This is a genomic window from Hyphomonas sp. L-53-1-40, assembly GCF_000682775.1.
In the GTDB taxonomy this organism is placed as follows: domain Bacteria; phylum Pseudomonadota; class Alphaproteobacteria; order Caulobacterales; family Hyphomonadaceae; genus Hyphomonas.
The window spans coordinates 69,475-95,558 of sequence record NZ_AWFI01000012.1; the positions used below are offsets into that span (position 1 = coordinate 69,475).

27 protein-coding genes are annotated in these 26,084 nt (G+C 58.6%); 19 read left to right on the forward strand and 8 right to left on the reverse strand.

What is annotated here, in order from left to right:
• Nucleotides 1-112 precede the first annotated feature (112 nt).
• The 7 genes from L53_RS06250 to rpmG all read left to right on the forward strand — a co-directional run bounded on the left by L53_RS06250 (nt 113) and on the right by rpmG (nt 9,217).
• On the forward strand, nt 113-1,255 hold the full coding sequence (locus tag L53_RS06250) for an LptF/LptG family permease (RefSeq protein ID WP_051607661.1): 1,143 nt from the start codon (nt 113-115) through the stop codon (nt 1,253-1,255).
• On the forward strand, nt 1,255-2,376 hold the full coding sequence (lptG, locus tag L53_RS06255) for an LPS export ABC transporter permease LptG (RefSeq protein WP_034813312.1): 1,122 nt from the start codon (nt 1,255-1,257) through the stop codon (nt 2,374-2,376). Before L53_RS06250 ends, lptG begins: the two co-directional genes overlap by 1 nt.
• A 67-nt stretch (nt 2,377-2,443) precedes the next feature.
• Nucleotides 2,444-5,020: a type I DNA topoisomerase gene (topA, locus tag L53_RS06260; RefSeq protein ID WP_034813314.1), complete on the forward strand. Its 2,577-nt coding sequence runs from the start codon at nt 2,444-2,446 to the stop codon at nt 5,018-5,020.
• Nucleotides 5,021-5,137: 117 nt separating this feature from the next.
• Nucleotides 5,138-5,854 carry a M23 family metallopeptidase gene (locus tag L53_RS16295; RefSeq protein ID WP_051607662.1) on the forward strand — a complete coding sequence of 239 codons (717 nt, stop codon included), beginning with the start codon at nt 5,138-5,140 and terminating at the stop codon, nt 5,852-5,854.
• Nucleotides 5,855-5,919: 65 nt separating this feature from the next.
• Nucleotides 5,920-8,214: a ribonuclease R gene (gene rnr / locus L53_RS06270; RefSeq protein ID WP_034814234.1), complete on the forward strand. Its 2,295-nt coding sequence runs from the start codon at nt 5,920-5,922 to the stop codon at nt 8,212-8,214.
• A gap of 7 nt (nt 8,215-8,221) precedes the next feature.
• Complete coding sequence (locus tag L53_RS06275; RefSeq protein ID WP_034814235.1) at nt 8,222-8,965, forward strand: NUDIX domain-containing protein; 744 nt, start codon at nt 8,222-8,224, stop codon at nt 8,963-8,965.
• 84 nt (nt 8,966-9,049) lie between these two features.
• Nucleotides 9,050-9,217, forward strand: a complete 168-nt coding sequence (rpmG, locus tag L53_RS06280) for a 50S ribosomal protein L33 (protein WP_034789743.1) — start codon at nt 9,050-9,052, stop codon at nt 9,215-9,217.
• A gap of 61 nt (nt 9,218-9,278) precedes the next feature.
• On the opposite strand, the gene L53_RS06285 is transcribed toward rpmG, so the two are convergent.
• From L53_RS06285 to L53_RS06295, 3 genes are read right to left on the reverse strand one after another with little or no spacing between them, the layout of a single operon-like run.
• Nucleotides 9,279-10,505, reverse strand: a complete 1,227-nt coding sequence (locus L53_RS06285) for an MFS transporter (protein WP_034813318.1) — start codon at nt 10,503-10,505, stop codon at nt 9,279-9,281.
• Between the two features lie 36 nt (nt 10,506-10,541).
• Nucleotides 10,542-11,909, reverse strand: coding sequence for a PleD family two-component system response regulator (locus L53_RS06290; protein WP_034813320.1), 1,368 nt, complete (start codon nt 11,907-11,909; stop codon nt 10,542-10,544).
• Nucleotides 11,906-12,295, reverse strand: a complete 390-nt coding sequence (locus L53_RS06295; protein WP_034813323.1) for a response regulator — start codon at nt 12,293-12,295, stop codon at nt 11,906-11,908. The genes L53_RS06290 and L53_RS06295 overlap by 4 nt, the downstream gene beginning before the upstream one ends.
• A gap of 137 nt (nt 12,296-12,432) precedes the next feature.
• Here L53_RS06295 and L53_RS06300 point away from each other — a divergent pair, with 137 nt between their 5' ends.
• From L53_RS06300 to L53_RS06320, 5 genes are all read left to right on the forward strand, one after another.
• Nucleotides 12,433-13,704 (forward strand): DNA polymerase IV, encoded by a 1,272-nt coding sequence (locus tag L53_RS06300; RefSeq protein ID WP_034813326.1) that lies wholly within the window; start codon nt 12,433-12,435, stop codon nt 13,702-13,704.
• Between the two features lie 66 nt (nt 13,705-13,770).
• Nucleotides 13,771-14,232, forward strand: a complete 462-nt coding sequence (locus L53_RS06305) for a RidA family protein (RefSeq protein WP_034813328.1) — start codon at nt 13,771-13,773, stop codon at nt 14,230-14,232.
• The gene (locus L53_RS16300) at nt 14,233-14,961 is read left to right on the forward strand and encodes a glycerophosphodiester phosphodiesterase family protein (RefSeq protein ID WP_051607663.1); all 729 of its coding nucleotides are present in this window, start codon (nt 14,233-14,235) and stop codon (nt 14,959-14,961) included. It abuts the gene before it with no gap.
• 9 nt (nt 14,962-14,970) lie between these two features.
• On the forward strand, nt 14,971-16,134 hold the full coding sequence (locus L53_RS06315) for a GNAT family N-acetyltransferase (protein WP_034813330.1): 1,164 nt from the start codon (nt 14,971-14,973) through the stop codon (nt 16,132-16,134).
• 47 nt (nt 16,135-16,181) lie between these two features.
• Complete coding sequence (locus L53_RS06320) at nt 16,182-16,616, forward strand: HIT family protein (protein WP_034814237.1); 435 nt, start codon at nt 16,182-16,184, stop codon at nt 16,614-16,616.
• 3 nt (nt 16,617-16,619) lie between these two features.
• Here the strand turns inward: L53_RS06320 and gatB are convergent, their stop codons facing one another.
• Nucleotides 16,620-18,131, reverse strand: coding sequence for an Asp-tRNA(Asn)/Glu-tRNA(Gln) amidotransferase subunit GatB (gene gatB, locus L53_RS06325; protein WP_034813334.1), 1,512 nt, complete (start codon nt 18,129-18,131; stop codon nt 16,620-16,622).
• 153 nt (nt 18,132-18,284) lie between these two features.
• On the opposite strand from gatB, the gene L53_RS06330 reads away from it, so the two are divergent.
• On the forward strand, nt 18,285-18,668 hold the full coding sequence (locus tag L53_RS06330) for a hypothetical protein (protein ID WP_034813336.1): 384 nt from the start codon (nt 18,285-18,287) through the stop codon (nt 18,666-18,668).
• A gap of 3 nt (nt 18,669-18,671) precedes the next feature.
• On the opposite strand, the gene L53_RS06335 is transcribed toward L53_RS06330, so the two are convergent.
• Both L53_RS06335 and gatA read right to left on the reverse strand, forming a co-directional pair.
• Complete coding sequence (locus L53_RS06335) at nt 18,672-19,142, reverse strand: hypothetical protein (protein WP_034813340.1); 471 nt, start codon at nt 19,140-19,142, stop codon at nt 18,672-18,674.
• Nucleotides 19,143-19,152: 10 nt separating this feature from the next.
• Nucleotides 19,153-20,625, reverse strand: a complete 1,473-nt coding sequence (gene gatA / locus L53_RS06340; RefSeq protein WP_034813342.1) for an Asp-tRNA(Asn)/Glu-tRNA(Gln) amidotransferase subunit GatA — start codon at nt 20,623-20,625, stop codon at nt 19,153-19,155.
• 136 nt (nt 20,626-20,761) lie between these two features.
• On the opposite strand from gatA, the gene L53_RS06345 reads away from it, so the two are divergent.
• On the forward strand, nt 20,762-21,220 hold the full coding sequence (locus L53_RS06345; RefSeq protein WP_034813343.1) for a DUF6491 family protein: 459 nt from the start codon (nt 20,762-20,764) through the stop codon (nt 21,218-21,220).
• A 33-nt stretch (nt 21,221-21,253) separates the two neighbouring features.
• On the forward strand, nt 21,254-21,637 hold the full coding sequence (locus L53_RS06350; protein WP_034813345.1) for an SET domain-containing protein-lysine N-methyltransferase: 384 nt from the start codon (nt 21,254-21,256) through the stop codon (nt 21,635-21,637).
• 3 nt (nt 21,638-21,640) lie between these two features.
• On the opposite strand, the gene L53_RS17730 is transcribed toward L53_RS06350, so the two are convergent.
• Together L53_RS17730 and gatC are read right to left on the reverse strand one after the other, a co-directional pair.
• Entirely contained in the window at nt 21,641-22,009 is a 369-nt protein-coding gene (locus L53_RS17730; protein WP_084333179.1) for a DUF393 domain-containing protein, read from the reverse strand.
• Nucleotides 22,010-22,057: 48 nt separating this feature from the next.
• Nucleotides 22,058-22,345 carry an Asp-tRNA(Asn)/Glu-tRNA(Gln) amidotransferase subunit GatC gene (gene gatC, locus L53_RS06360; RefSeq protein ID WP_034813347.1) on the reverse strand — a complete coding sequence of 96 codons (288 nt, stop codon included), beginning with the start codon at nt 22,343-22,345 and terminating at the stop codon, nt 22,058-22,060.
• Nucleotides 22,346-22,425: 80 nt separating this feature from the next.
• On the opposite strand from gatC, the gene ruvX reads away from it, so the two are divergent.
• The 4 genes from ruvX to pyrC are packed head-to-tail and all read left to right on the forward strand — an operon-like array spanning nt 22,426 to nt 26,076.
• On the forward strand, nt 22,426-22,881 hold the full coding sequence (ruvX, locus tag L53_RS06365) for a Holliday junction resolvase RuvX (protein WP_034813349.1): 456 nt from the start codon (nt 22,426-22,428) through the stop codon (nt 22,879-22,881).
• Entirely contained in the window at nt 22,881-23,795 is a 915-nt protein-coding gene (locus tag L53_RS06370; RefSeq protein ID WP_034813350.1) for an AEC family transporter, read from the forward strand. Before ruvX ends, L53_RS06370 begins: the two co-directional genes overlap by 1 nt.
• A gap of 56 nt (nt 23,796-23,851) precedes the next feature.
• Nucleotides 23,852-24,799 (forward strand): aspartate carbamoyltransferase catalytic subunit, encoded by a 948-nt coding sequence (locus tag L53_RS06375; protein ID WP_034813351.1) that lies wholly within the window; start codon nt 23,852-23,854, stop codon nt 24,797-24,799.
• Nucleotides 24,796-26,076, forward strand: coding sequence for a dihydroorotase (gene pyrC / locus L53_RS06380; protein ID WP_034813354.1), 1,281 nt, complete (start codon nt 24,796-24,798; stop codon nt 26,074-26,076). Before L53_RS06375 ends, pyrC begins: the two co-directional genes overlap by 4 nt.
• Nucleotides 26,077-26,084 lie beyond the last annotated feature (8 nt).

Genomic DNA, 26,084 nt, shown 5'->3' on the forward strand with positions numbered 1-26,084 from the left:
GGATTCTCCATTTGCAGCGGAAACTAAACGTCGACGCGCGTTGCGCAACTCGTTAGCTAGGGAAATATCACCCCTTTCTGAAGGATTCTGCGAAAAGCCTGCTAATCGCCTTATGACCAAAGTCCAGACATACCTGTTTTTCGAAGTCCTGAAGGCTGTGGTCATCATCATTGGCGGGCTCGCCATGCTGGCCTTGCTGGCCCAAGGGCTTTCACGCACCGATTTGATTCTGGAAAACCGCCAGTCTGCGATCACCTATTTCTATATTGTCATGCTCGGCGCACCGCAGATCATAGCGCTTCTGACCCCGCTCGCCCTGTTCGTGGCAACGGTCTGGTCGCTGAACCGCATACACAAGGATAGCGAGATCGTTGTCGCGCAGGCCGCCGGCATGACCCGCTGGCAGATCGCTTCACCGATCATGCGGCTCGCCGTGCTTTGTCTCGTCGCACACCTGACCGTGAACCTCTGGGTCCAGCCCGCCGCTCAACGTGCCATGCGCGAAACCGTGGCGACGGCGCGCGCCGATCTGGCTGCAGCCTTGATCCGGCCCGGTCAGTTTACCTCCAATGGGGACCGGCTGACCTTCTATGCGCGCGAACAGGCCGGCGGCGAACTGCGTGGCGTGCTGATCTCCGACATGACCGATCCGGAGAACCCCACTGACATTCTCGCGCGCAGCGCCGCGCTGATTGAAGTCGAAGGCAGCCCAACACTCCTGCTGCGGGATGCGACAAGCCAACAGCTCGACGCAAACAACCAGCTATCGATCCTGGAATTCGACCAATACTTGTTCGATCTGACTGACTTCATGAAAGAGGACTCAGACCTCGTCCTGAAGGCATCGGACAAGTATCTCTATGAATTGTTCTTCGTGGACCGAACCAATTATTTCGAACTCAAGGAAATAGACTCCCTGCTGGCGGAAGCGCACAGTCGCCTGACCACACCCTTGCTGAACATCGTCATGACGCTGCTGGCGATCTTCGCAGTGCTCGGCGGGGATTTCAGCCGCAAGGGCTACAGCAAACGGATTGGCTGGGCGACCGGTGGTGCCATCGGCGTTCTGATTGTGCAGTTGGTATTGCAATCGGCCGCCGCGAATGATCCGGCGCTCAATGTGCTGCAATGGCTCGTCCCGCTCGGCATTATTGCAATCCTCAGCTATATCTATTTTGCGAGAGGGCGCCACCTCGGCAAGGTCGATCGCCCACCACTTGAGTTATTCCGGAACCCGACCGGAGCCACCAGCTGATGCCTCTATTTTCCAAGATACAGAGATACATCCTGAAGGAATGCCTCATGGGACTGGCCCTTGTGCTGGGCATCCTCCTGCTGGCCATTCTCATGATCGATGTGGTCGAGCAACTGCGCACAGTGGGCGGCGATGTACGCCTCAGCATTCTTGGCGCGCTCAACCTGTCCCTGATGAAACTGCCGCAAATTGTCGAGCAGACCTTGCCCTTCGCGCTGTTGATCGCCTCCATGATGGCCTTCACCCGGCTCAATCGCCGGTCGGAATTGTCCATCATCCGCGCCAGCGGCATTTCGGCGTGGCGCTTCCTGACCCCGGTCATGGTCCTCGGCGTGGTCCTCGGCCTGTTCACAATGATGGTGCTCAATCCGTTTGCGGCGAAACTGACCGAGTCCTTTGAGCAGACGCGCGACCGCCTGCTCAATGAAGGCCGTCCTACCCTTTCGGTTTCCGATACAGGCATCTGGTTGCGCCAGGGTGACGAAACCAACCAGATTGTCATTCACGCCAAGCGCGTCGCCGAAGGCGGGGTGAATCTTCAGGATGTGAAGATGATCCAGGAAGAGCGCCTCTACGCAGATGGGCGACCGACCAATGACTACGCCTTTGCCCGCCGGATCGACGCGGATAGTGCGATTCTGCGCAATGGCTTCTGGCAGCTTGAAGGCGTAATCGAAAATGTTCCGAACGCGCCTCCCGAGTTCAAGGAAAATCTCGCCATCCCCACGACACTGGACGCGGTGACGCTGCTCGACAAATTTGCATCTCCCAACACGATTGGCTTCTGGCAATTGCCGCATTTCGTTCGCCAGACCCAAGCCGCCGGCCTGGACGCTTCGCGCTACAAGATGCGCCTCAACGCGCTCATGGCCCTGCCGGCCCTATTTGTGGCGATGGCGTTGATCGGCGCCGTTGTGTGCCTGCGCCTGCAGCGAATGGGTGGAAATTCACAGCTTCTGGCCATCGGGTCGCTCGCAGCGGTCGGGCTGTATTTCTTCACTCAATTCTCTTCCAGCCTCGGGGCAACAGGTGCAGCGCCCCCCGTGATCGCAGCATGGAGCCCGCCACTCTTTGTGCTGTTCTGCACGCTCACCTTCATCGCCTATCGGGAAGACGGCTAATCACAACCCGGCCTTGACAGGGCCTGTCTCCCGACCCCATCTCTCGCCGCCTTAAAGAGGTAAGCGCATGAAACTTGTCGTCGTCGAGTCGCCCGCAAAGGCGAAAACCATCAACAAGTATCTCGGCAAGGACTATAAGGTCCTGGCGTCCTATGGGCATATCCGTGACCTTCCCTCCAAGAATGGTTCGGTCGATCCGGACGATGATTTTGCGATGGTGTGGGAGGCAGATTCCAAATCGTCCAAGCGTATCTCCGAGATCGCAGCGGCGTTGAAGGAAGCCGATACGCTGATCCTCGCGACCGACCCCGATCGTGAAGGCGAAGCCATCAGCTGGCACCTCGTGGAAGCCTTGCGCAAACGCCGCGCCCTGAAGAAGGACACGCCAGTTGAGCGCGTCGTCTTCAACGCGATCACCAAGAATGCGGTCACGACCGCAATGGAGCATCCCCGCCAGATTGATGGCGAACTGGTCGATGCCTATCTGGCGCGCCGCGCTCTCGACTATCTGGTCGGCTTCAACCTGTCGCCTGTCCTGTGGCGTAAATTGCCCGGTAGCCGGTCGGCGGGCCGTGTCCAGTCTGTGGCACTGCGCATCGTTTGCGATCGCGAGAACGAGATCGAGATGTTCCGGCCGCAAGAGTACTGGAATGTGGCGGCTAACCTGCGCGCACCAGACGGCACCGACTTCGAAGCGCGACTCTACAGTCTCGATGGCGAAACACTGAAGAAGTTCACGCTGGGCAACAAGGGCGACGCCGACAAGGCGCTCGAGATTGTTCAGGCTGGCGGTTATTCCGTCACTTCGGTCGAGGCCAAGCCGGTCAAGCGCAACCCACCCCCACCCTTCATCACGTCCACGTTGCAACAGGAGGCCTCCCGCAAGATCGGCTTCAACGCCAAGCGGACGATGCAGGCCGCCCAGAAGCTCTACGAAGAAGGTCGCATCACGTATATGCGTACCGATGGCGTAAACATGGCCGAGGAAGCCTATGCGGCAGCCCGGTCCATGATCCAGTCGAACTATGGCGCGCGTTACCTGCCGGAAAAGACCCGCCGCTATTCTTCGAAGGCCAAGAACGCCCAGGAAGCGCACGAAGCCATTCGGCCGACCAATTTCGACCTTCGCCCGGAAGATTATCATGGCGATGGCGACCTGAAGAAACTCTACACGCTCATCTGGCGACGCGCGGTCGCCTCGCAAATGGAAACCGCCCGCTTCGAGCGCACCACCATCGACATGACCTCCAAGGACAAGCGCGCGGTCCTGCGCTCGACCGGTCAGGTCCTGGTGTTTGATGGCTATATCAAGCTCTACACCGAAGGTCGCGATGAAGGCGATGATGGCGACGATGACGAAAATCGCCTGCCCAAGATGGAAGAAGGCCAGCATGCGGACCTGCTGAAGGCCGAGGCCAGCCAGCACTTCACCACACCGCCACCACGTTTCACGGAAGCCTCACTGGTCAAGAAGCTTGAAGAGCTCGGCATCGGCCGCCCGTCTACATATGCGTCGACCCTCTCCACGCTGGAAGATCGCGACTATGTCCGTATCGAGAAGAAACAGCTGATCCCCGAGGACAAGGGACGCCTCGTGACGGCGTTCCTTGAGAACTTCTTCCGGCGCTATGTGGAATATGATTTCACCGCCGGGCTCGAAGAGAAGCTCGACATTATCTCGGATGGCAAGCTCGACTGGAAAGCCTTCCTGAAGGAATTCTGGCAGCAATTCGCCGCCGATATCGACGAGACGAAAGACCTTCGTGTCTCAGCGGTTCTGGACGTTCTCAACGAGGAACTTGGCGCTTACGTGTTTCCGCGCCAGGATGCCGATGGCAATCCGATCGAGAACCCGCGTCAATGCCCGCTCTGCAAGGAGGGCGAGCTGTCGATGAAGCTCGGCCGCTATGGCGCCTTTGTCGGATGCTCGCGTCATCCCGAGTGCAAGTTCACCCGCCAGTTCAGCGCAGATGGCGACGCCGCAGCAGCAATCAATCCAGACGGCAACGAGCTAGGCCTGCACCCCGATACAGGCGAGATGATCTATCTCAAAACCGGTCGGTTCGGTCCCTATGTCGAGATGGCGAATGGCGAGAAGCCCAAGCGCGCTTCCCTGACCAAGGCCGAAAAGGAAAACCCGCAGGACATCACGCTCGACCGCGCAGTCGAACTGCTGATGCTGCCCCGTGAAGTCGGCAAACACCCGGAAGACAACGAACCGATCCTCGCCAATTTCGGTCGCTTCGGCCCCTATGTTCAGCATGGCAAGACCTATGCGAACCTCAAGGACCCGAACGATGTCTTCACCATTGGGCTGAACCATGCCGTCACGCTGATTGCCGACAAGCGCGCCAAACAGGGAGCCCGTGGCGGAGCCGCCGCGCTGAAATCTCTCGGCGATCATCCGGATGGCGGCGCAATCGAAGTCTTCGAAGGCCGCTATGGGCCTTATGTGAAGCACGGCAAAACCAATGCAACCCTGCCGAAAGATGTAACGCCGGATATTGTCACGCTCGAACAGGCTATCGAACTGATCAACGCAAAGGCGACCAAGGGCGGGAAGAAGGCTCCGGCCAAAAAGAAAGCCCCTGCAAAGAAAAAGGCACCTGCGAAGAAAAAGGCGCCTGCCGCAAAAAAGGACTAATCCATAGGGCAATAAGCTCAATCGACGGTCACCGGAACACTTCCGGTCGGCCTCCGGTTGAGGGATTGGCCCGCCAATGGTTTACTGTTCCTGCCTCGCAGAACCAGGGGTTTCATCATGCCTGTTTTAGAGAAATTGGCATTCTTGGGAGCGGTTACACTCGCCTCGATTCTGATCGCTCAGGAGCTGGACAAGACGATTGCGGCCTTGGATCGGCCGTCTGAAGCGGTTGATCTAGAGGAAATCCCGCGCCCGGCCCCGGATATCGCGCCAACGCTCATGTCGCTTGCGCCAAGCCCGACGGGGTTTCTGGACATGCTGACCGCGTGCAAGGGAATGGCGCCGAGCTATGGAACGAATGTCGATCAGGACCTCGTAATTACCGACTATAAGCGCTTTGTGCTGGCGGAGGGCCATATACGGCTCGCCACCGCCCCAGTCGGCGGCGGATGCCTGTCATCGGTCTTCGGCCCCCGGAATGGCGGCCTTCACAAAGGCGTGGACTTTTACAGCCTGGAGCCAGTGCCCGTATTCGCCGCCGCAGATGGCAAGATCCGCCGGCAGCGATACCGAGGCGATTATGGCAACATGATCGTCCTGGAGCATGGTCGCGGCGTATTTACACGCTACGCACATCTGGAAGGCTTCGCAGACACGCGGGAAGGCGATCTGGTCACAACCGGCCAATATCTTGGCATGATGGGTAATACGGCCAGCTACCTGATACCGCGCCACCTGCATTATGAAGTGCTGGTCGGCACATGGGGCCCGCAGGCCGGTTCCTTCGCCCTGACACCAATCGACGTGATGTCCCTGCCCGACGCCAGCGACTGAGCCCGAAACACCCCGCTGCGTAAAAGCCCCGCGCATTTTTCTGCGAGTCCCCCTATATGGGCGGTATGAGTTTCCCAGATAAGAAAACAGTGCTCGATTTCATTCGAGACAATCCGAACGCAACGACCAAACAAGAGATTGCCCGCGGCCTGCACGTAAAAGGGCGCGAACGCGCCGTGCTGCGCGAAATCCTGAAGGAGTTGGAGGCCGATGGCACGCTGGAACGGACAGGCAAACGCGCCTGGTCCCAAGCGGATCGCCCCCCTTCGACCGGCGTTGTCCAATTCACCCATACAGACGAAAATGGCGATCTGATCGGCAAGGCCCTCGGCGACAATGGCCCGTTTGGGCCGGACATCATCTATTCCGGCCTGTCCGGTAAGCAGAAAGGTGAGGCAACCGAGCCCGGCGAAGGCGACCGCGCACTGTGCAAGATCACACAAGTCGATGGCGACTGGCAGGCCCGCGCCCTGACCGTGCTGGAAAAGCAGCTGACCAATTCGCTCGTCGGCATGTATTCGCAAGGCCCCCGCGGCGGCAAGGTCACCCCGGCCAATCGCAAGGAGCGCCGTGAATTCCTGATTCAGGAGGCTGACCGCAATGGTGCCGAGGATGGCGATCTCGTCGTCACGACGCCCAAGCCACAGGGTCGCCGACAATATGGTCCAAATCTCGGCGTGATCCGCGAAGTGATCGGCCATATCAGCGATCCCCGCTCAGCCAGCCTGCTGGCCATTCATGCCCATGGCATCCCGGTCGACTTCCCTGAAGCGGCGCTGGAACAGGCCCGCAATCCAAAACCCGCTGCGGCGGAGCGTGAGGACCTGACAAAAACCCCGCTCATCACCATCGACCCGCATGATGCACGCGACCATGATGATGCGGTATTCGCCGAAGAACTGGATGATGGCTGGCGCGTGATCGTCGCCATTGCTGACGTGGCTGCGTTCGTCACGCCGGACTCCCCGCTCGACCGCGAAGCCCTCAAGCGCGGCAACTCCACCTATTTCCCGGACCGCGTGGTCCCCATGCTGCCGTTCGAACTGTCAGCGGATGAATGCTCGCTGCGCGAAGGCGCACTGCGCCGCTGTATGGCGGTAGAGATGATCTTCGACAAGTCAGGCTCGAAACGTTCGCATCGCTTCATTCGCGGCATGATGAAGTCTGCAGCCAAGCTCTCCTATGAGGAGGCTCAGGCGGCCATTGATGGCAAGCCGGGCGGCAAGGCTGGCGACATGCTGGAAACCGTCCTGAAGCCGCTCTGGGGCGCGTACGCGGCGCTTTCCAATGCACGGGACGATCGCTCTCCTCTGGATCTCGACCTGCCCGAGCGTCGCATCCTGTTTTCCAAGGATGGAGAAATCGAAGGCATCATCACCAAGGAACGCCTCGACGCGCACCGCCTGATCGAAGAATTCATGATCCAGGCGAACGTGGCTGCGGCCGAAACCTTGGAGCAGCAAAAAAGCCCGCTGATCTATCGTGTCCACGACACGCCCACAGATGCGAAGATCGCAGCCTTTGCGGAATTCCTGCAGACTATCGACATGAAATGGAATATCGGCCAGCGACCGCAGACCGAAAATTTCAACCGTTTGCTCGGCGAAATCCGCGACGGCGATTACGATCAAATGGTCACCCAGATGGTGCTACGCACACAGGCACAGGCGATCTATTCGGAGGAAAATCTCGGCCATTTCGGCCTGAACCTTGTCCGCTATGCGCACTTTACGTCACCAATCCGGCGCTACGCCGATTTGATCGTGCATCGTGCGCTGATCGCCTCGCTCGGACTCGGCCCGGACGGCCTGTCCAAGGACATGTCAGTGCGGCTCGAAGAAATGGCTCAGCATATCTCTGATACCGAGCGCCGTTCCATGGCCGCCGAGCGCGAGGCTACCGACCGCTATCTTGCCATTTTTCTTGCTGATCGTGTGGGTAGTGAATTTGAGGGTCGCATCACGGGCGTCACTGGCGCAGGGCTGTTCATTGCACTGGCCGGATCCGGCGCCGACGGGTTCGTCCCGATTTCATCTATCTCGGATGATTATTGGGTACATGACGACACCGCCATGCAGATTTATGCGCGGGGATCAGGCAAGACCTATGGTCTCGGTCAGATCGTTCGGGTGAAGCTGAAAGAGGTTACCCCTCTTCAAGGTGGCCTCCTGCTCGAAATGCTATCCGACCCGATGCCAGCCCCGGAAGGACGCCGGGAGGCACGCGAGCGCCATGATACAGGCCGCGGTCGTCCCCCGCGCAGAAAGACCGGCCCCGGCAAACCAACGGGTAAGCGCCCCGGCAAAGGGAAGTTCAACAAGAAGACGCTGCCCAAGCACAAGCGCAAGAGCCGGAAATAGTTTGGACATGAATTCGAATCCGCACTCAGATACGCTGATGGGCTCCGCATTTGACAAGGAAGATGATGGCGATGTCATCGAGACTCGCAAACGCAGTCCCCGCCCGAAAGACGCCGCCACACTCATACTGGTCCGCCGGGACGCCGCCGAACCCCGTGTCCTCATGGGCAAGCGCTCGGCGCGCCATGCCTTCATGCCAGACAAATACGTCTTCCCCGGTGGCCGTGTGGACCCACAGGATGGAAAGGCGGTCTCCTATTGCGAACTGGATGCCCAGCAGGAACGCCTCCTGCGCATCCAGACGCGCCGCAAGCCGCGCGCCTTCGCCCTGACAGCCATACGTGAAACATTCGAGGAAACCGGCCTCCTGGTGGCGCGCGACGCCGAGATGCCAGACAGGCACCCGATCGGGTGGAAACCTTTTCATGAACTCGACGCAGCTCCGCACCTGTCCCCGCTGACCTTCATCGGCCGCGCCATTACCCCGCCCTACCGACCGAAGCGATTCGACGCGCGATTCTTCATGGCGAACGCCGAAGATGCCCTGATTGATGAGCGTCCGCCCGTCGACGGCGCAGAATTGTCAGACCTGCAATGGGTCACCCTGGAAGATGCACTGGCGCTCGATTTGCCCAATGTCACCCGGTTCATGCTGGGGGAAATCGAGGAAAGACTGGACAAGCCGTCACTGAACCGGGGGCCGCCCTTCCTGCGCTGGACCCGCAGCGGGCATTCGACCGACCGCCTCTAGCAGCAATGGTGCTTGACTTCCGACGCGCACATCTCCATTAAGCCGCTTTCCAGTTTCAGACGCTAACACAAGCGAGCATTCGTCATGGCCAAACCAGCCACCATCAAGATCCGCCTCAATTCGACGGCCGACACCGGTTTCTTCTACGTGACGAAGAAAAACCCACGCAACATGACCGAAAAAATGGTCAAGCGTAAGTACGACCCGGTCGCGAAGAAGCACGTCGAATTCAAGGAAGGCAAGATCAAGTAAGATCCTTGTTTTTCATGCATTGTTCGAAAAGCCCGCTCCACAAGAGCGGGTTTTTTGTTGCCTAGTCCTCCGGAACGCCATGATGCAGGTCTCGCGTCTTGCGGATGCCAGGGAACAGGACTGACCACGCCGCAGCCACGCCGACAGCCGCATAGCCACCCGCAACCACGGTAAACACTGCGCCCCATTTGGCGGCCATGAAACCGGCGCGCGCTTCGCCAAGCTCATTGGACGCGCCCAGGAAAATCGAGTTCACGGCATTGACCCGCCCGCGCACCTGGTCCGGTGTCCAGAGTTGTAGGAGAACTTCGCGGATATAGACCGACACCATGTCAAAAGCCCCAACGAAGATCAGCGCAACGATGGATAGCCAGACGACATTCGAATACCCGAACACGACGGTGGAAATCCCGAAGAGCGCGACCGAAACGAACAGTATCAGGCCGGCATGATCCTTGATCGGAAACGCCGTGATGATCGCCAGCATGATCAGTGCGCCAATGCCGGGCGCCGCGCGCAACAAGCCAAGCCCCTCTTCACCGATCTCCAATATATCTCGCGCATAGATCGGCAGCAGTGCCACAGCGCCGCCCAGCAACACCGCGAACAAATCCAGAGAGATCGCGCCCAGCACGACCTTCTGATTGAACACATATTTGAACCCGCCCAACAGCACGTTGAGTGTCGTGGGCTCGCGCTCGATACGCTGGGGAGGTTTTGGGATCGAGAAAATCAGGATGGCCGATATGGCAAACAGGCTGACAGCCGTTCCATACGCAAACCCCGCCCCGACACCATATAGCAAGCCGCCTGCGACCGGTCCGAGGATCGAAGCCGCCTGCCAGGACGATGCAAGCCAGCCCACCGCATTGGCGAAGTCTTCGCGCGGCACAAGATTGACGGCCAGACTCGACGAAGCAGGCGTATAGAATGCCCTTGCAACGCCAAAGACAGTGAGCGTTGCGAGAATGATCAGAGGATCAAATCGCCCCGTCAGCGCAAGCGCCAAAATCACCCCGGCGCATACCAGTTCGACGCTGACTGAGGCTCCCATGACATTCCGGCGACCGAGCCGGTCTGATGCCACACCTGTCACCACGACCAACAACAGGGCTGGCAGGAACTGGACGAGGCCGATCCAACCGAGAAGAGCCGCGTTCTGGGTAACATCATACATCTGCCACGCCACGGCGACAGAAACGACCTGCGCCGCAAGCGATGTCATGAAGCGAGACAGGAAGTATCTGCGATAGGAAGAATGGCGAAACGCCGAGAACCGGTCATTCATGAGCAGCGCCTTGCGACGGGCGGCGGCTCAAGTCAATCAGGCAGCAAGACTTTCGACTCTGTTCCGGCCAGCAGACTTGGCTTGATAGAGCGCCGTATCCGCGCGCTTGGTCAGATCAGCAATCGTATCATGAGCGCCGTTAATGGTGGAAACGCCAGCGCTGAGCGTAATGGAAATTTCGCGCGCACCACTATTCACAATGAATGGCTCAGCCGCGACAGATCGGCGGATTCGCTCGGCTGCTGCGCAAGCGAGATCACCCGGCGTATCTGGCATAATGACCATGAATTCCTCGCCACCCGGACGACAGACCACATCCATGACGCGGCTATTGACCTTCAAGCGCTTGGCCACTTCCTGCAGGACTTCATCTCCGACATCATGGCCATAAGTATCGTTCACGGCTTTGAAGTGGTCGATGTCGGCCATAACCACAGATACGGGTCGTCCCCCCATCTGGGAGCGCTGGATCAATTGTTCCAGCTGGCTGTTCATGTACCGGCGATTGTAGAGGCCCGTGAGCTGGTCGATGACCGACAGCTCAAGGCCACGATCCACGCGGTCTCTCAAGGCCTCGATATAGCGGGTTCGCCTTGCCTGTGTCCGGACACGAGCCAGCAATTCCTGCTTGTCGACGGGTGCAAAAATGACATCGCTCGCACCCAGATCGAGACCTTTTCCAGCCCTGGGCCGATCATCAGGATCGCAAATCAACAGAATTGAAATCGCGCGTGTCGCTTCATTCATCTTGAAGTGCGCACAGAGTTTCAGGGCGTCATAGCGATCGCTGAGCATGGACAGGACGAGAATATCCACGCCAAGCTCATTCAGCCCTTTCATGCCGCCCGCCTCCAGTAGTGTGATGGCCGTATGGCCACCAGACCGCAGGGTTTCGGCGACGCGCGCCGATGATCTGGGATTGTCATCCACTACGAAGAGGCGTGCCGGCTGGTCTTTGACATTGAGGCTTTCGTCGCCATCAATGCCCGCTCGCAGGCCGCTCGCCTGACGCTGGCGAAGCTCTGACGCAACCGCATTGTACCGGGTGATGGCCCCCATACGCGCCATCAAGGCAAAGTCATCAACCGGCTTGGTCAGGAAGTCTTCTGCCCCTACGTCCAGGCCCCGGACGCGATCCTCGGCATCATTCAGGGCCGTAACCATGACGACGGGTATATGCGCAGTGGCAGGGTTTTCCTTCAGGCGGCGGCAAACTTCATACCCGTCCATACCGGGCATCATCACGTCCAGAAGGATAATGTCAGGCTCGCTACGCTCCACCATGCTGAGCGCCTCGATCCCGTTTTCAGCCAGCATCACTGTATAATATTGAGCCTCCAGCTTGGCTTGCAGGAGGCGTCGGTTCGCTTCGATGTCATCTACGACGAGGACGCGTGCTGTCACGCTGCCTCCTTGGGCATCAATGCCTCAACCGCCTTGATGAAGGTTGCAATCTGGATGGGCTTGGAAAGGTACCCCTCACAGCCTGCTTCACGAACCCGCTGCTCATCCGCGCGCATGGCAAATGCCGTGACGGCCAGAACCGGAATGTGCGCGACCTTGTCATCGTCCTTGAGCCATCGCGTGATGTCGAGACCTGAAACTTCCGGCAGCTGGATATCCATGATGATGAGGTCCGGCAGTTCCTGGCGTGCAATCTCGACAGCCTTGGCACCATCGCGACATTGGAAGGTTTCAAAACCGAAAGCATCCAACAAGTCACAGAAAAGGCGCATGTTGAGTTCGTTATCCTCAACAACCAGAACTTTCCTGGTGTGCGACTTCGTCATGATTGAGTTGGTGCCTCTGATTCGGGACGATTCTAAGAGCTCTTTTGCCAGCTACACCCGAAATCGTTAACACTGGTTTACGTGTTTGCGTCCCATTGATTGCCGCGGGCGCCGGAACATGGCATGAACATGGGGCTATGTACACGCTCTGTCGAGACTGCTTTCACCTCTCAGAAGACGATGGCGATTTCTGCAATCGTTGTGGTCGGCACCGTGTCATCCGTAACAGATACATCACAACGCTCGGGATTGCCCATCTCGATTGTGACGCCTTTTTCGCTGCTATAGAAAAGCGCGATGATCCCTCCTTGAAAGACCGGCCCGTCATTGTCGGCGGAGGAAAAAGAGGGGTTGTTTCTACATGTTGTTATATTGCGCGGCTATATGGCGTGCGCTCTGCCATGCCCATGTTCAAGGCCCTCAAAGCCTGTCCGGACGCGGTCGTGGTTAAGCCGAATGGCGAAAAATATCGCGTCGCAGCCCAGCAGGTCCGCGAAAAGATGGAGGCGCTCACTCCGTTGATCCAACCCGTATCGGTCGACGAAGCCTATCTGGACCTGACCGGAACGGAAACTCTCCATAAAGCCTCGCCGGCGGTTTCCCTTGCCCGTCTCGCTGCCGAGATCGAGCGAGATATCGGGATAACTGTCTCGATCGGCCTTTCGGTGAACAAGTTTCTGGCCAAGACCGCGAGCGAACTGGACAAGCCCAGAGGGTTCGCCGTCATAGGTAGCGACGAGGCCGACGCGCTGCTTGCCCCCCAACCGATCGACTTCATTCATGGCGTCGGCCCCAAACTGGCCCATAAGCTCACCATGGATGGCCTTGAGACGATTGAAGACCTCCAGAAGGCTGACTTGAAGCACTTGATTGGCAAGTATGGGGAAACCGGCTTGTGGTTGAAAAACCGCGCGCATGGCATCGACAATCGCCCGGTCCGCAATGATGAAGAGCGAAAATCCGTCAGTTCTGAAACCACATTTAACGATAACATGTCTGATCCGGCCTGGCTGGAAGACCAACTCTGGCGGCTTTGCGTGAAAACCGCTGACCGGGCCAAGGCCACGGGCCTGGTCGGGAATGTGATTACGCTGAAGCTGAAGACAGCGGAGTTCCGAACAGTGACGCGGCGCGTTTCGCTGTCGGAGCCGACACAATTGGCGCAGACTCTCTTTCGAAACGCGAAAGTGCTTCTGGCAAAAGAAGCGACCGGGCGTACACGGTTCCGCCTGATCGGGATCGGCATTTCGGATCTGTCTGAGCATCGCTTCGATTCAGTAGACTTGCTCGACCCCCTCGTTGCCAAACGTGCAGCCGCAGAGCGCGCTTCAGACATTGCCCGAAAGAAATTCGGGGCCAATGCCGTCATTACAGGCCGGTCGGCACGGGTCAAAAACGCTTCCTCGTAAACCGCGTTTGCGTGCTCCGGCGTGGCGGTCTAGGGAAGACGAAACGCCAATTCCAAGGAGCGCGCCATGTCGACCCCAGAAACCCGTCTCGATGAACTCGGCATTGAATTGCCCGAGCCCATGAAACCGGTCGCCACCTATGTTCCCTACGTCATCAGCGGCAACATGTTGTTCGTATCAGGCCAGGTTAGCGCGTCCTCCGACGGCCTCATCAAAGGCCGCCTCGGAGAGGACATGGAGCTTTCAGCCGGCCAACAGGCCGCGCGCTTCTGCGGCATAAACCTCATCGCCCAATGCAAGGCTGCCGTTGGCGATCTGTCCCGGATCAAACGCGTGGTCAAGCTGGGCGGATTTGTAAACGTCACGCCTGGATTCACCGACATCCCGCAAGTCATAAATGGATGTTCAGATCTCATGGTCGACGTATTCGGCGAGGCTGGCCGTCATGCCCGTTCAGCTGTGTCATGTCCCGAATTGCCTCTGGGCGTCGCCGTGGAAGTCGATGGCATCTTCGAGATTGCCGATTAGATGGCACAGGCATTCACGCTCACGGACTTCGTCTATGCGCATAGAGGCCTGTGGTCCGGACACACGACACCTGAGAACACGATGGCGGCCTTTGAGGCGGCGGCCCAGTACGGGCTCGGCATGGAGTTCGATATCCGCCCCGATTTGGATGGAAACCTTGTCGTTTTCCATGATGACACACTGGACCGCCTTGCCGGGCGCCCTGACCGTGTAGAGGATCTTACGTCGGACGACCTGCAGGACATAATGGTCGCCGGAAGCCACCGCTTGCCGACCTTCGAGCGCCTGCTGGCAAAGTGGCCCCACAAGCTGCCCCTGCTGACAGAAATGAAGCTGGACGGACGCACTGACCCGGCAGATCTCGGCCGCCGAACCGGGGACTTGCTTCAGAACTATGCCGGACGCGCAGCGGCGATGAGCTTTTCGGAAGATGCGGTACGGGCCCTCCCCTCGGACGTGACGCGTGGTCAGCTCATTGGACCGTCCCACAAGATTGGCAGATCCGAGTTCGAAACCATTCTTCAGCGCGCCTTGTCAGACGAGATTGACTACATTGCCATCAACATCGCGGACGTCGATGGCATCCGCAGACATGTACCGGAAAACCTCCCCGTTGTGTGCTGGACAGTACGGACGCTGGATGAGGTTCGCCGGTCTGTTCATGAAAATGTTGCCATCATCTTCGAACATCTCGCTCCGGGACTGGTCTCGGCCTACGCCTTGCCCTAGATTCAGGACATGGATGACACCGCGCTGAAATTGAGTTTTGCCTCAGCCATGGCGGAGGTCGATTCCGAAGAGTGGAACGCGGTCGCCAATCCAACTGGCGTGCGCTTCGATCCCTTTCTGAAATGGGAATTCCTGGACGCTATGGAAACGTCTGGTGCAGCCACTCCAAACACGGGCTGGATGCCGCGTCATGTATTGATCCGCGACGCAACTGGCCGCCTCAAGGCTGCGATGCCGCTCTATGGCAAAACCCACTCACGCGGCGAATTCGTCTTCGACCAATCCTGGGCCGACGCCTATGAGCGCGCAGGCGGAGCCTATTACCCCAAACTGCTTGGGGCGGTGCCCTTCACGCCTGTGACCGGGCGTCGCCTGCTTGTGCGTCCGGGCCCCGATGAAATACGCCTGCAGACGGCGCTCCTGTCCGGCGCGATCCAGCTGGCCGAGCAGAATGAGCTATCTTCATTGCACATCAATTTCGCTTCACTGGCAGAAGCCACAATGCTGTCGGAGACGGGCCTGCTGTTGCGCACCGACCAGCAATTCCACTGGCAGAACCGCGACTATGGCACGTTCGATGACTTCCTCGCCGACCTCTCCTCATCCAAACGGAAAAATCTGCGAAAGGAGCGCGCAAAGGCTCAGGAAGGGTTGGACTTTGTCCACCTGCGCGGCGACGACATTACCGAAGCTCATCTCGACGCATTCTACATCTTCTACATGGATACGGGCACACGCAAATGGGGCTCGCCCTACCTGACACGTGAAACCTTCTCCCTTTTGCGCGAGCGAATGGCAGATGATCTTCTGTTTATCTTCGCCATGTCAGACGGCGCACCTATCGCCGGCGCCATGAATCTCATCGGTTCCGACACGCTCTATGGCCGCTACTGGGGGTGTTCCGAGCACAGATCAATGCTGCACTTCGAGACCTGCTACTATCAGGCCATCGACTACGCCATCGAGCACAAGCTGGTTTTCGTCGAAGCAGGTGCACAGGGCGGACACAAACTGGCCCGGGGCTATACACCGGTCACCACCTATTCCACCCACTGGATTGCCCATCCCGGCCTGCGTCACGCGATTGCCGACTATCTTGAACGCGAACGCGAGGCGGTAGAGCAGGATCAGGAATACCTGACCGAACGGACCCCGTTCAAGAAGGGCGAATGAACAGTCCTGCCTCACCTGAAACTCAATACATCACCGAAAGCCCAAAGATGACCCTTCACGATACCTACGATCCCGACAATATCTTCGCCAAGATCCTGCGCGGTGAAATGCCCGCCGTCAAAGTCTATGAGGATGACGCCGCACTCGCCTTCATGGACGTGTTTCCACAGAGCGAAGGCCATACGCTCGTCGTGCCAAAGGGCGTGGAAGCGCGCAACCTGCTCGACATGCCGGCCGACAAGCTCGGCCCCTATGTGGCGGCTGTGCAGAAAGTGGCGCAGGCTGTCGAAGCTGCCCTGACGCCTGACGGCCTCGTCGTGACCCAGTTCAATGGCGCCCCCGCCGGACAAACTGTCTATCACCTCCACTTCCACATCATTCCGCGATGGAAGGATGTGGCGCTCGACCGGCATGGCTCGGGCGAAATGGCAGATACAGCTAAACTCGGCGTGCTGGCCGATCGCATCAAGTCCAAGGTCTAGGCTCTAGAGACCCAGCTTCGCTTTCAGGATGTCGTTGACGGCCTTCGGATTGGCTTTGCCGCCGGAGGCTTTCATTACCTGGCCCACGAACCAGCCCATCGTCTTGGGCTTTTCCTTGATCTGCGCGACCTGGTCCGGATTGGCAGCCATGATGTCGTCGACGATCTTCTCGATCGCGCCGGTATCGGTTACCTGTTTCAGGCCGTGCATTTCGACAATGTCAGAAGCTTCGCCTTCGCCTTCGATCATCCGGGCAAAGACGTCCTTCGCGATCTTTCCACTGATCGTGTCATTAGCAATCAGTTCGATCAGGCCGCCGAGGCTGGAGGCAGATACGGGGCTGTCGGCCAGCTCAATGTCCTGCTTGTTGAGGTAGCCGAACAATTCCTGCGTCACCCAGTTCGCCGCAAGTTTCGGATCGCGGCCTTTGGCGACGTCCTCGAAGAAGCTGGCTTTTTCGGCGTCGGCGCTGAGGACACCCGCATCATAGCGTGACAGCCCATAATCGGTTTCAAAGCGGGCGCGCTTCTCGTCTGGCAGTTCCGGCAGGGTCGCACGGATTTCCTCGATCCAGGCCTGCTCGACTTCCAGCGGCAACAGATCCGGGTCCGGGAAATAGCGGTAATCATGCGCGTCTTCCTTGGAACGCATGGAGCGCGTCTCGACCTTCACCGGATCGAACAGGCGCGTTTCCTGGTCGATGGAGCCGCCATCCTCAAGGATCTCGATCTGGCGGCGCGCTTCATACTCAATGGCCTGCTGGATGAAGCGGAACGAGTTCATGTTCTTGAGTTCGCAGCGCGTGCCGAGATGGCTGAAATCACCCGTTTCACGGAATTTCTCATACTGGCCCGGACGGCAGACCGATACGTTCACATCGGCGCGGAGATTGCCCTTCTCCATGTCGCCATCACAGGTGCCGAGCGCGATCACGATAGCGCGCAGCTTCTTCACATAGGCGGCCGCTTCGGCAGGTGTGCGGATGTCCGGCATGGACACGATTTCCATCAGCGCGACGCCGGACCGGTTAAGGTCCACATAGGTCGAGCTCGGGTCCATGTCGTGAATCGACTTGCCAGCATCCTGTTCCAGATGAAGCCGCTCAATGCGGCACGGGAAAGCATAGGCATCGCCGCCATGCGCGGGCTCGACATCCACCTCGATTTCGCCTTCTCCGACAATTGGGTGAGCAAACTGGCTGATCTGATAGCCCTGCGGCAGGTCAGGATAGAAATAATTCTTCCGGTCGAAGCGGGAATAGGTGTTGATCTGCGCCTTCAGGCCGAGGCCGGTACGGATAGCCTGCTCGACGCAATACTTGTTGATCACGGGCAGCATGCCGGGCATTGCCGCATCGACTAGCGACACATTGCAGTTGGGGTCCGCACCAAACGCCGTGGACGCGCCAGAAAACAGCTTCGCATTGGACGAGACCTGAGCATGGACTTCGAGGCCCATGACCAGCTCCCAATCGCCGGTTTCGCCCTTGATGACATATGGTGTGCGCGCGGACATAGTGTTCCCTGCTGGCAGTATGATTTGGCGCTGTTCTAGCCGCCTGAGCGGCGCACTGTCGAGCCGTCAATACCATTCGATGGGCGCCAACCCTTCCAATTTTCGGGATATGGGCGAATAATTCCGCTCGTGGAGGAAAAAGGGAGTGCCGGAATGATTTTCAAGATGATCATGGATGCCTCGGGCGAGGATGAAAAGCCGGTGGTTCGCGGCTTTCTCAAACATCTTGTCTTAGGATTCGCCGGCGGCGTGGCTGTGGGCTCCATCCTGCTGGGGGGTATGTTGCTATCTCTCCAGAATATGGACCTCGACATGCCCCTGTTATGGATTTTCGCGATGATGCTGCAATGCGGCCCCGTAGGCGGCCTGATCGGGGTTGGCATCTACTTGTCGCGGGTCACACAGCGGGATTCTGATGAGGATGATGACGACAAACCAGATTCCGGCGGTAATGCGCCGGAAGAAGTAGAATTTGACCAGGTTGTCATTCGGCCAAACAGCAAGTCCGGCGGAGCACTCAAGCCATCCAAGGCGTGAGGCCTAATCAAGCTTGCCTGACTCTTTTGCCCGCCGCACCCGTTCGGCACGCGCGGCCATGCGGTCCTTGATGGGGGCCGATTGAGCGACACGGACAGGACCTTCGCTGTCAGACGCTGGTTCGGGTTCTGGCGTGTCTTCCAGCTTACCCTCCTCGACCAGCTTCTTACGCCGCGCGGCAACCCGTGCCTCACGCGCCGTCTGCGCTGCGCTCTTGCCGCCAAACAGGCCGGACAATTTCGACTTTCCCGCACCACCCGGCTGAGGGTGATCCTCTAGTCGCCGCTTCCTGCGTGCGATGATCCGTGAAATCCGAAACGAGACGTATCCCGCCACCAGAACTGCAACGAGCAGCATGGACCGCATTTCCGGGGCAAACAGGCTGTAGCCATACTGCGCCATCATCGCCGCCATAAGGGCGAGGCAGAAGACAAGCAAGACAGCAAAGAGAAGGAGAAAACGGGTGATGTTCATATCCCCGAACCTACCACCACTTCTCCGCCTTGGCCACGAAACCTGCTGCGCGTTCCAGTTCGCCGCCGACGCGGAAACAGGCTGTCTCGTCGAGCGCCTTGCCGATTACCTGTAGACCGAGAGGCAGGCCGCTTGAGGACAGGCCGGCAGGCACGGAGATGCCCGGCAGGCCGGCAAGGTTGGCCGTCACCGTGAACACGTCATTGAGATACATCTCGACCGGATCGCCGCTTTTCTCGCCAAACGCAAAGGCCGGGCTCGGACAGGTCGGCGTCAGTACGGCATCACAGCTCTCGAACGCCTCAACAAAATCATTGAGGATATTGGTGCGAACTTTCTGGGCACGCAGGTAATAGGCATCGTAATAGCCGGACGAAAGAACATAAGTGCCAATCATCAGGCGGCGCTGGACTTCAGCCCCAAAACCGCCAGCCCGCGTGTCTTCATAGGTCGCGGTCAGGTTCTCCCCGGCTACGCGCGCGCCATAACGCATACCATCATATCGAGCGAGGTTTGAGGATGCCTCAGCAGGCGCAACGATATAATAGGCTGGTAGCGCATACTTCGTGTGCGGCAGACTGATATCGACGATTTCGGCGCCTGCAGCTTTCAGCCAGGCAATGCCTTGCCCCCAGAGCTTGTCGATCTCGTCGGACATGCCCTCCATCCGGTATTCTTTCGGAATACCGATCCGCATGCCCTTTACGCCTTTGGACACATCGCTACGCCAGTCTGGCGTTTCGACGCTCAGCGAGGTCGAATCCTTGGGGTCATGACTGCACATGGCTTCCAACAGGATGGCGCTATCCTCGACCGTCTTGGAGATTGGGCCAGCTTGATCGAGCGACGAGGCAAACGCGACCATGCCATAGCGACTGGCACGGCCATAGGTTGGCTTGATACCGACGGTACCTGTGAAGGCTGCTGGCTGGCGGATGGACCCGCCCGTGTCGGAAGCTGTCGCCGCGAGGCAAAGGTCTGCTGCAACGGATGCTGCCGACCCACCTGACGAGCCGCCGGGTGTCAGGCCTTGATTGTCGCCCTTGCGGCGCCACGGGTTGATGACATTTCCAAACCGCGAGGTCTCGTTGGAGGAACCCATGGCGAATTCGTCCATGTTGAGCTTGCCCAGCATGACTGCGCCTTCATCCCAGAGGTTCTGGGTGACGGTGGATTCATAGGTTGGCGTGAACTCACCCAGGATGTTGCTGCACGCCGTCGTGCGCACACCCTTGGTGCAATACAGATCCTTGATCCCCAGCGGGGCGCCTTCCAGCTTGCCGCCCTCGCCCTTGGCCAGTCTCACATCGGACGCGTCCGCCATGGCGAGCGCCTTTTCCGGCGTTTCGACCACATAGGCATTCAGCTTCCGTGCGCCTTCAATGGCGTCGACGAATTGCTGGGTGATCTCGCGCGAAGAAAACTCCTTGGCTTTCAAGCCATCAAGCGCTGCGGCGAGGGTAAGTTTGGTCAGTTCGGTCATCGGACATCCTGAGAAGAAATCTGCCCGCCTGCTATGACGGCTTGGCACAAAAGTTCAAGCCTTCGTGAGCCTTCTTGTCAGTTGCGCGAGAGTGGCGCAGGCTCGGTTCCAGCGCCAAATTCAACGGAGACCCATCATGCGTACCCTCATGCTCAGCCTTGCTGCCCCCGTTATCCTGGCGGCCTGTGCCACTTCAGAGACACAAGAGGACCGACCACGCGGCGTCGAGCGCTATGCCGACGATCCACGACTGGGCGAAGAGGTGAGCAGCATCTGCTTTGCATCCACCATTGATGGTTTTGGCGAAACAACACGGGACACAGTTGTGGTGCGTGACGGGCGCGACCATTACCTGATTGAAGTGTTTGGCGCGTGTACGCCGCTGGATGATGCAATGCGGATCGGAATGGACGCAACCGGCAGCTGCTTGCGAAAGCATGATGCGCTAATCGTGTCCGACTCCATTTCTGATTTCGCAGAGACCTCACCCTTTTCCAAGCAGAGATGCCTGGTGAATGGAATCTATGCATGGGACCCAAAGGCAAAGGCGGAAGAACCTGAAGAAGAATCTGAAGAGGAAGACGCTGAATCCTGATGGCGGCGGCTTCGGCATGTGGTAATCAGGCCTATGGAAAAAACCGGATACGCCTCACCCGTTGAGGTTCGCCAATCTCCCTTTCACGGTCGCGGCCTGTTCGCGGCCGTTTCCTTTGAAGCGGGTGACCTGATCGCAACCTATCCCCTCCTGGTCCTCAGCCAGGAAGACACCGCCGCCATTCGCGGCACCCAGATCCATCATTACGTCTTCTACGTGGATGAAAATGAACAAGGACAAATGCGCGCCGCGGTCGCATTCGGCCTGATCTCGATGTGCAATCACAGTGTCGAAGCCAATGCGGATTTTACCGTCGACCCGGCTGCACAAACTGTGACGCTAAGTGCCCGCACCCCCATCCTTGCCGATGCAGAAATCCTGATCGACTACGAAGAATTCGCTGACCAGATTATCTGATTGCTACCAGCGGCCAGACATCCGATTCCAGCGCCACAGAAGGTGGGCGGTCACATGATACAGGCTACGGGATACCAGATTCAACCCAGGCAGATTGCCCCGCCAGGCCAACCATCCATAGCCGGGCGTCCGCTGCCATATCTCAGCGACCGCTGGCCATCCTTTAACCGTGCGACCATCCGGCAGGACAGCATGCAGTTTCAGGCGAACGTCGTTGAGGGAGATGCCCTGATCGAGAAAACGATCAGGTGTTTGAGAAACATCCACATAATCGACACGGTCTGAACCTGTTCGGGTTCGCCGTTCGAAATGGCAAATTCCCTCCCGACAGACAGGACACACACTGTTGTAGAGAACTGTCAGCCGTTCCATGAGCGCGTTGTACAGCACTTATGGTACGATGGCACTGCGGCGGGTGGCTTATTCCACGGCCTTGGGCACAACGAAGAAGCCATCTTCGGTGCGCGGTGCGTTTGCCAGAACCTGATCCTGGATATCGCCATCTGTGACGATATCTTCACGCATGGGCAGCGTCGTCTCAACCACGGAGGTCATCGGCTCCACGCCGTCAATATCGACCTCGTTCAACTGGTCGATCCAGCTGAGGATGCCATTCAATTCCCCAACCAGTTCCTCGACATGCTGTTCGCTGACGGCAATGCGCGACAGGCGGGCAACCTTGCGGACATCATCCTTGGTAACAGACATGAGCGAACTCCAACGCGTGAAAATGAACCGCCCGAATACGCCATAGGCAACACGGCATCAAGGCGCTATGTGGGCTATTCATGCCCATAACTGATCCTGACCATTTCCCGAAAACCGGCGCCCTGATCGGCATTGATCCCGGGACGAAGACGCTCGGTATCGCGTCGGCGGACGGCCTGCGGATGCTGGCGAGCCCGGTCGAGACCATTCCACGGGGCAAGAAGCTGGCTCCTGTCCTTGATCGCTTGTTCCACCTCTATGATGATCGAGTGGCTGTCGGCATTGTCATGGGACTTCCGCTTAACATGGACGGGTCCGAAGGCCCACGCGCACAATCTGTCCGCGCGCTGGCTTGGCACATCATGAAACGCCGTGATGTACCAATCCTGTTTCAAGATGAACGGCTCTCAACAGTAGAAGCAAAGAATGCGATGATCGAGGCTGACATTTCGAGGAAACGACGCGCCGAGCGAATCGATGCCTCAGCTGCTGCGGTGATCCTGAATGATGCCCTTCAAAGACTGGCTCGCACCTGATGTCAGGCTTTCTCTATGCCCTGTTGCCCGTCATCGCGATCGTGACGCTCGGCCACATCCTGTCGGTGCGCAAATGGATTCCGACCGATAGCTGGCGCGCCATTGAGCGCCTCTCTTACGTGGTCCTCTTTCCAGCTTTGATCCTTCGAACACTGGCAAACGCCCCCTTTGAGGAAGCGCCCTGGGGACTCGCCGCCGCGCTGATCCTCGCGCAGTTTGCCCTCGGTGGTGTCGGTTGGCTGGCCCGATTCCTACCGAATATGCCGGGCCCGGCTGTGGGGTCCGTCATCCAATCCAATGTCCGCTGGAACACGATGATCGGCCTGTCTATCGGCAGCCTCCTGTTCGGTGAGGAGGGCCTCGCGCTTGTCACCATCGCCGCTGCCGTAATGATCCCTACAGCCAACATATTGTCCGTCTATGCGCTGATCGCACACGCGGATGCTCCGCACGGACCAAAGCCCAATCCGTTTATGGCATTGTTCAGGAATCCGATCGTCATCGCGTGCATTGGAGGATTGGCATTGGCGGGCGCTAGCGTCACGCTCCCTCGTCTGCTTGACGACAGTCTTCACATCCTTGGCGATGCGGCGCTGGCCCTTGGCCTGTTGTCTGCAGGCGCGGGCGTTGACCTATCAGCACTAAGGCGCGCCGGGCCGCGCACGCTGACATGGTCGCTTGTCCGCCTGCTGGGGCTCCCCGCCTTCGCGGTTGGCTTCTGCCTGCTGCTGGGTGTCACGGGGACGCCATTGATCATCGCCCTTATATGCGCCGCGACCCCGACAGCGACCAGCTCATACATCCTCGCCAAGGAACTGGGGGGCGATGCAGCGCTCTCGGCCAATCTGATCGCCGTTGAAACAGTGCTCGCCATGGTCACGATCCCAACACTGTATCTGCTTCTCACGCTCTGAACCTCTTGCCCCAACTCCGAAACGCGCCTAAACCGCCAAAAATCGAAAGGGCCTCCATGAGCAAGGCGGCATATCACTACTCCTTCGACCACGAGCATTTGCTGGGCATTGATGGCCTTCACCCGCTCGATCTCACTCATATTCTCGATCTGGCAAACGACTATGCCGAAGCGACACGGACGGGCCAGCGGGCAGATCCGGTCTTGTCTGGAAAGACGGTCGTGAACCTGTTCTTTGAAAATTCCACTCGGACGATGAGCAGTTTCGAGATTGCCGCCCGCCGATTGGGCGCCGACGTCGTATCGATGCCAGTGGCACAGTCTTCCGTGAAGAAGGGTGAGACACTGATCGACACAGCAATGACCCTGAACGCCATGAAGCCCGACGTGCTGGTGGTTCGGCATTCGGCCTCGGGCGGCGCAAAGCTGCTCTCCCGCAAGGTCGATTGCGCCGTGATCAATGCCGGGGACGGCACGCATGAACACCCGACTCAGGGCCTGCTCGACACGCTGACCATCCGCCGCAACAAGGGCCGCATCGAGGGGCTGAAAGTGGTGATTTGTGGTGACATCGTCCATTCGCGCGTCGCGCGCTCCACCACCATGGCACTGCACCTGCTAGGCGCTGAAGTACACCTTTGCGCACCGCGTACACTAATGCCGTCCGGCACGGAAACCTGGGGTGCCGCCTCAGCCACATCCGACTTCGACAGAGCCCTTCAAGGCGCAGACGTCGTGATGATGCTGCGCCTCCAACTCGAGCGCATGGATGGCGCGTATCTGCCAAGCCGCCGCGAGTATTTTCGCTATTTTGGCCTGACTCAGGAACGGCTTGCTCTTGCAAAGGGTGACGCGATTGTCATGCATCCCGGCCCGATGAACCGCGGCATCGAGATCGAAAGTGCCATTGCTGATGGTGAGCGCTCGGTGATTACAGAACAGGTGGAAATGGGCGTCGCTGTGCGAGAGGCCGTGCTCCATTTGCTGGCAGGAGGCCGCCCATGAGCCTGTCCATCTTCAACGCACGCCTGCTGGATCCGGCGTCCGGACTGGATGAAATCGGCGGCATCCTGATCGAGGATGGTTTCATTACCGCAATTTCGCTAGGCGCTACGGGCGCCGTTGGCAATGCAAATGAAGTCATCGACGCAGGCGGACTTTGTCTCGCACCGGGCCTAATTGATCTGCGTGTGAAAACGGGTGAGCCAGGCGACGAGCAAAAGGAGACGCTCGCAACAGCATCCCGAGCCGCCGTTGCAGGCGGTGTGACCAGTCTCGTCGTCATGCCGGACACCAAGCCAGTCGTGGATGACGTCGCACTGGTCCGTTATATTTCAGATCGTGCCAAAGTCAGCGCGAAAGCCCGCATATATGCCGCCGGCGCACTCACCGTAGGCTTGGAAGGTCACGCCATGGCCGAGATAGGCATGATGGCGGATGCTGGCGCGGTCCTGTTCACCAATGGTGATGCGCCCATCTCAAATCCCTCCATACTCAAACGCGCGATGACTTATGCGGCCAGTCGCGGTGCCATCGTCATGTCTCGCCCGGATGATAGCGCGTTGAAGGGCTCTGGCGTGATGAATGCCGGAGCCTTCGCCGCCCGCAAGGGTCTCGCCGGAATTCCAAAAGAAGCTGAATGGATCGGCGCGGCGCGCGACCTGATGCTTGCGGAAGCAACTGGCTGCACCCTGATCCTCGATCAAGTATCCACCCCCCGCACGCTGGAACTGGTCGCAGATTCCCGCGCCCGGGGCGCCAACGTCTTCACGACCATCGCCGCACATTCGCTTTTCTTCAACGAGATAGACGTCGGCGACTACCTGACTTATTGCAAGGTCAATCCGCCCTTCAGGGACGAGGAAACACGCCAGGCCATGATTGCTGCGTTGAAGGCGGGCGAAATCGATTCCGTGGTGTCCGCACACGACCCGCAACCCCCGGAAGAAAAGCGCCTGCCATTTGGTGAGGCGAGCTTTGGCGCGGCAGGCCTCGAGACCACGCTTTCGGCACTACTCAGCCTTGTTCATGATGGCCCGCTCACCCTGCTTGAAGCGCTCGCGCCGATTACCTCCAAGCCGGCGGACATGATCGGGTTGCCTGAAGGGCGACTGGCTGAAGGGGCGCCTGCAGATGTCATTCTGTTTGATCCAAACAAGCCCTGGCTCTGTGAACGTGAACACCTTCTTTCCAGATCAACCAATTCGCCTTTTGATGGGCGGCGCCTGCAAGGCCGTGTGCTGCGGACATTTGTGGGTGGAGTGCAGGTTTTTGAGCGATAGCCCAGACT

Excerpts from the sequence above, each read along its gene's own strand:
- L53_RS06250 (WP_051607661.1), top strand. The coding sequence starts at position 113 with ATGACCAAAGTCCAGACATACCTGTTTTTCGAAGTCCTGAAGGCTGTG.
- lptG (WP_034813312.1), top strand. The coding sequence starts at position 1,255 with ATGCCTCTATTTTCCAAGATACAGAGATACATCCTGAAGGAATGCCTC.
- topA (WP_034813314.1), top strand. The coding sequence starts at position 2,444 with ATGAAACTTGTCGTCGTCGAGTCGCCCGCAAAGGCGAAAACCATCAAC.
- L53_RS16295 (WP_051607662.1), top strand. The coding sequence starts at position 5,138 with ATGCCTGTTTTAGAGAAATTGGCATTCTTGGGAGCGGTTACACTCGCC.
- rnr (WP_034814234.1), top strand. The coding sequence starts at position 5,920 with ATGAGTTTCCCAGATAAGAAAACAGTGCTCGATTTCATTCGAGACAAT.
- L53_RS06275 (WP_034814235.1), top strand. The coding sequence starts at position 8,222 with ATGAATTCGAATCCGCACTCAGATACGCTGATGGGCTCCGCATTTGAC.
- rpmG (WP_034789743.1), top strand. The coding sequence starts at position 9,050 with ATGGCCAAACCAGCCACCATCAAGATCCGCCTCAATTCGACGGCCGAC.
- L53_RS06285 (WP_034813318.1), bottom strand. The coding sequence starts at position 10,505 with ATGAATGACCGGTTCTCGGCGTTTCGCCATTCTTCCTATCGCAGATAC.
- L53_RS06295 (WP_034813323.1), bottom strand. The coding sequence starts at position 12,295 with ATGACGAAGTCGCACACCAGGAAAGTTCTGGTTGTTGAGGATAACGAA.
- L53_RS06300 (WP_034813326.1), top strand. The coding sequence starts at position 12,433 with ATGTACACGCTCTGTCGAGACTGCTTTCACCTCTCAGAAGACGATGGC.
- L53_RS06305 (WP_034813328.1), top strand. The coding sequence starts at position 13,771 with ATGTCGACCCCAGAAACCCGTCTCGATGAACTCGGCATTGAATTGCCC.
- L53_RS16300 (WP_051607663.1), top strand. The coding sequence starts at position 14,233 with ATGGCACAGGCATTCACGCTCACGGACTTCGTCTATGCGCATAGAGGC.
- L53_RS06315 (WP_034813330.1), top strand. The coding sequence starts at position 14,971 with ATGGATGACACCGCGCTGAAATTGAGTTTTGCCTCAGCCATGGCGGAG.
- L53_RS06320 (WP_034814237.1), top strand. The coding sequence starts at position 16,182 with ATGACCCTTCACGATACCTACGATCCCGACAATATCTTCGCCAAGATC.
- gatB (WP_034813334.1), bottom strand. The coding sequence starts at position 18,131 with ATGTCCGCGCGCACACCATATGTCATCAAGGGCGAAACCGGCGATTGG.
- L53_RS06330 (WP_034813336.1), top strand. The coding sequence starts at position 18,285 with ATGATTTTCAAGATGATCATGGATGCCTCGGGCGAGGATGAAAAGCCG.
- L53_RS06335 (WP_034813340.1), bottom strand. The coding sequence starts at position 19,142 with ATGAACATCACCCGTTTTCTCCTTCTCTTTGCTGTCTTGCTTGTCTTC.
- gatA (WP_034813342.1), bottom strand. The coding sequence starts at position 20,625 with ATGACCGAACTGACCAAACTTACCCTCGCCGCAGCGCTTGATGGCTTG.
- L53_RS06345 (WP_034813343.1), top strand. The coding sequence starts at position 20,762 with ATGCGTACCCTCATGCTCAGCCTTGCTGCCCCCGTTATCCTGGCGGCC.
- L53_RS06350 (WP_034813345.1), top strand. The coding sequence starts at position 21,254 with ATGGAAAAAACCGGATACGCCTCACCCGTTGAGGTTCGCCAATCTCCC.
- L53_RS17730 (WP_084333179.1), bottom strand. The coding sequence starts at position 22,009 with ATGGAACGGCTGACAGTTCTCTACAACAGTGTGTGTCCTGTCTGTCGG.
- gatC (WP_034813347.1), bottom strand. The coding sequence starts at position 22,345 with ATGTCTGTTACCAAGGATGATGTCCGCAAGGTTGCCCGCCTGTCGCGC.
- ruvX (WP_034813349.1), top strand. The coding sequence starts at position 22,426 with ATGCCCATAACTGATCCTGACCATTTCCCGAAAACCGGCGCCCTGATC.
- L53_RS06370 (WP_034813350.1), top strand. The coding sequence starts at position 22,881 with ATGTCAGGCTTTCTCTATGCCCTGTTGCCCGTCATCGCGATCGTGACG.
- L53_RS06375 (WP_034813351.1), top strand. The coding sequence starts at position 23,852 with ATGAGCAAGGCGGCATATCACTACTCCTTCGACCACGAGCATTTGCTG.
- pyrC (WP_034813354.1), top strand. The coding sequence starts at position 24,796 with ATGAGCCTGTCCATCTTCAACGCACGCCTGCTGGATCCGGCGTCCGGA.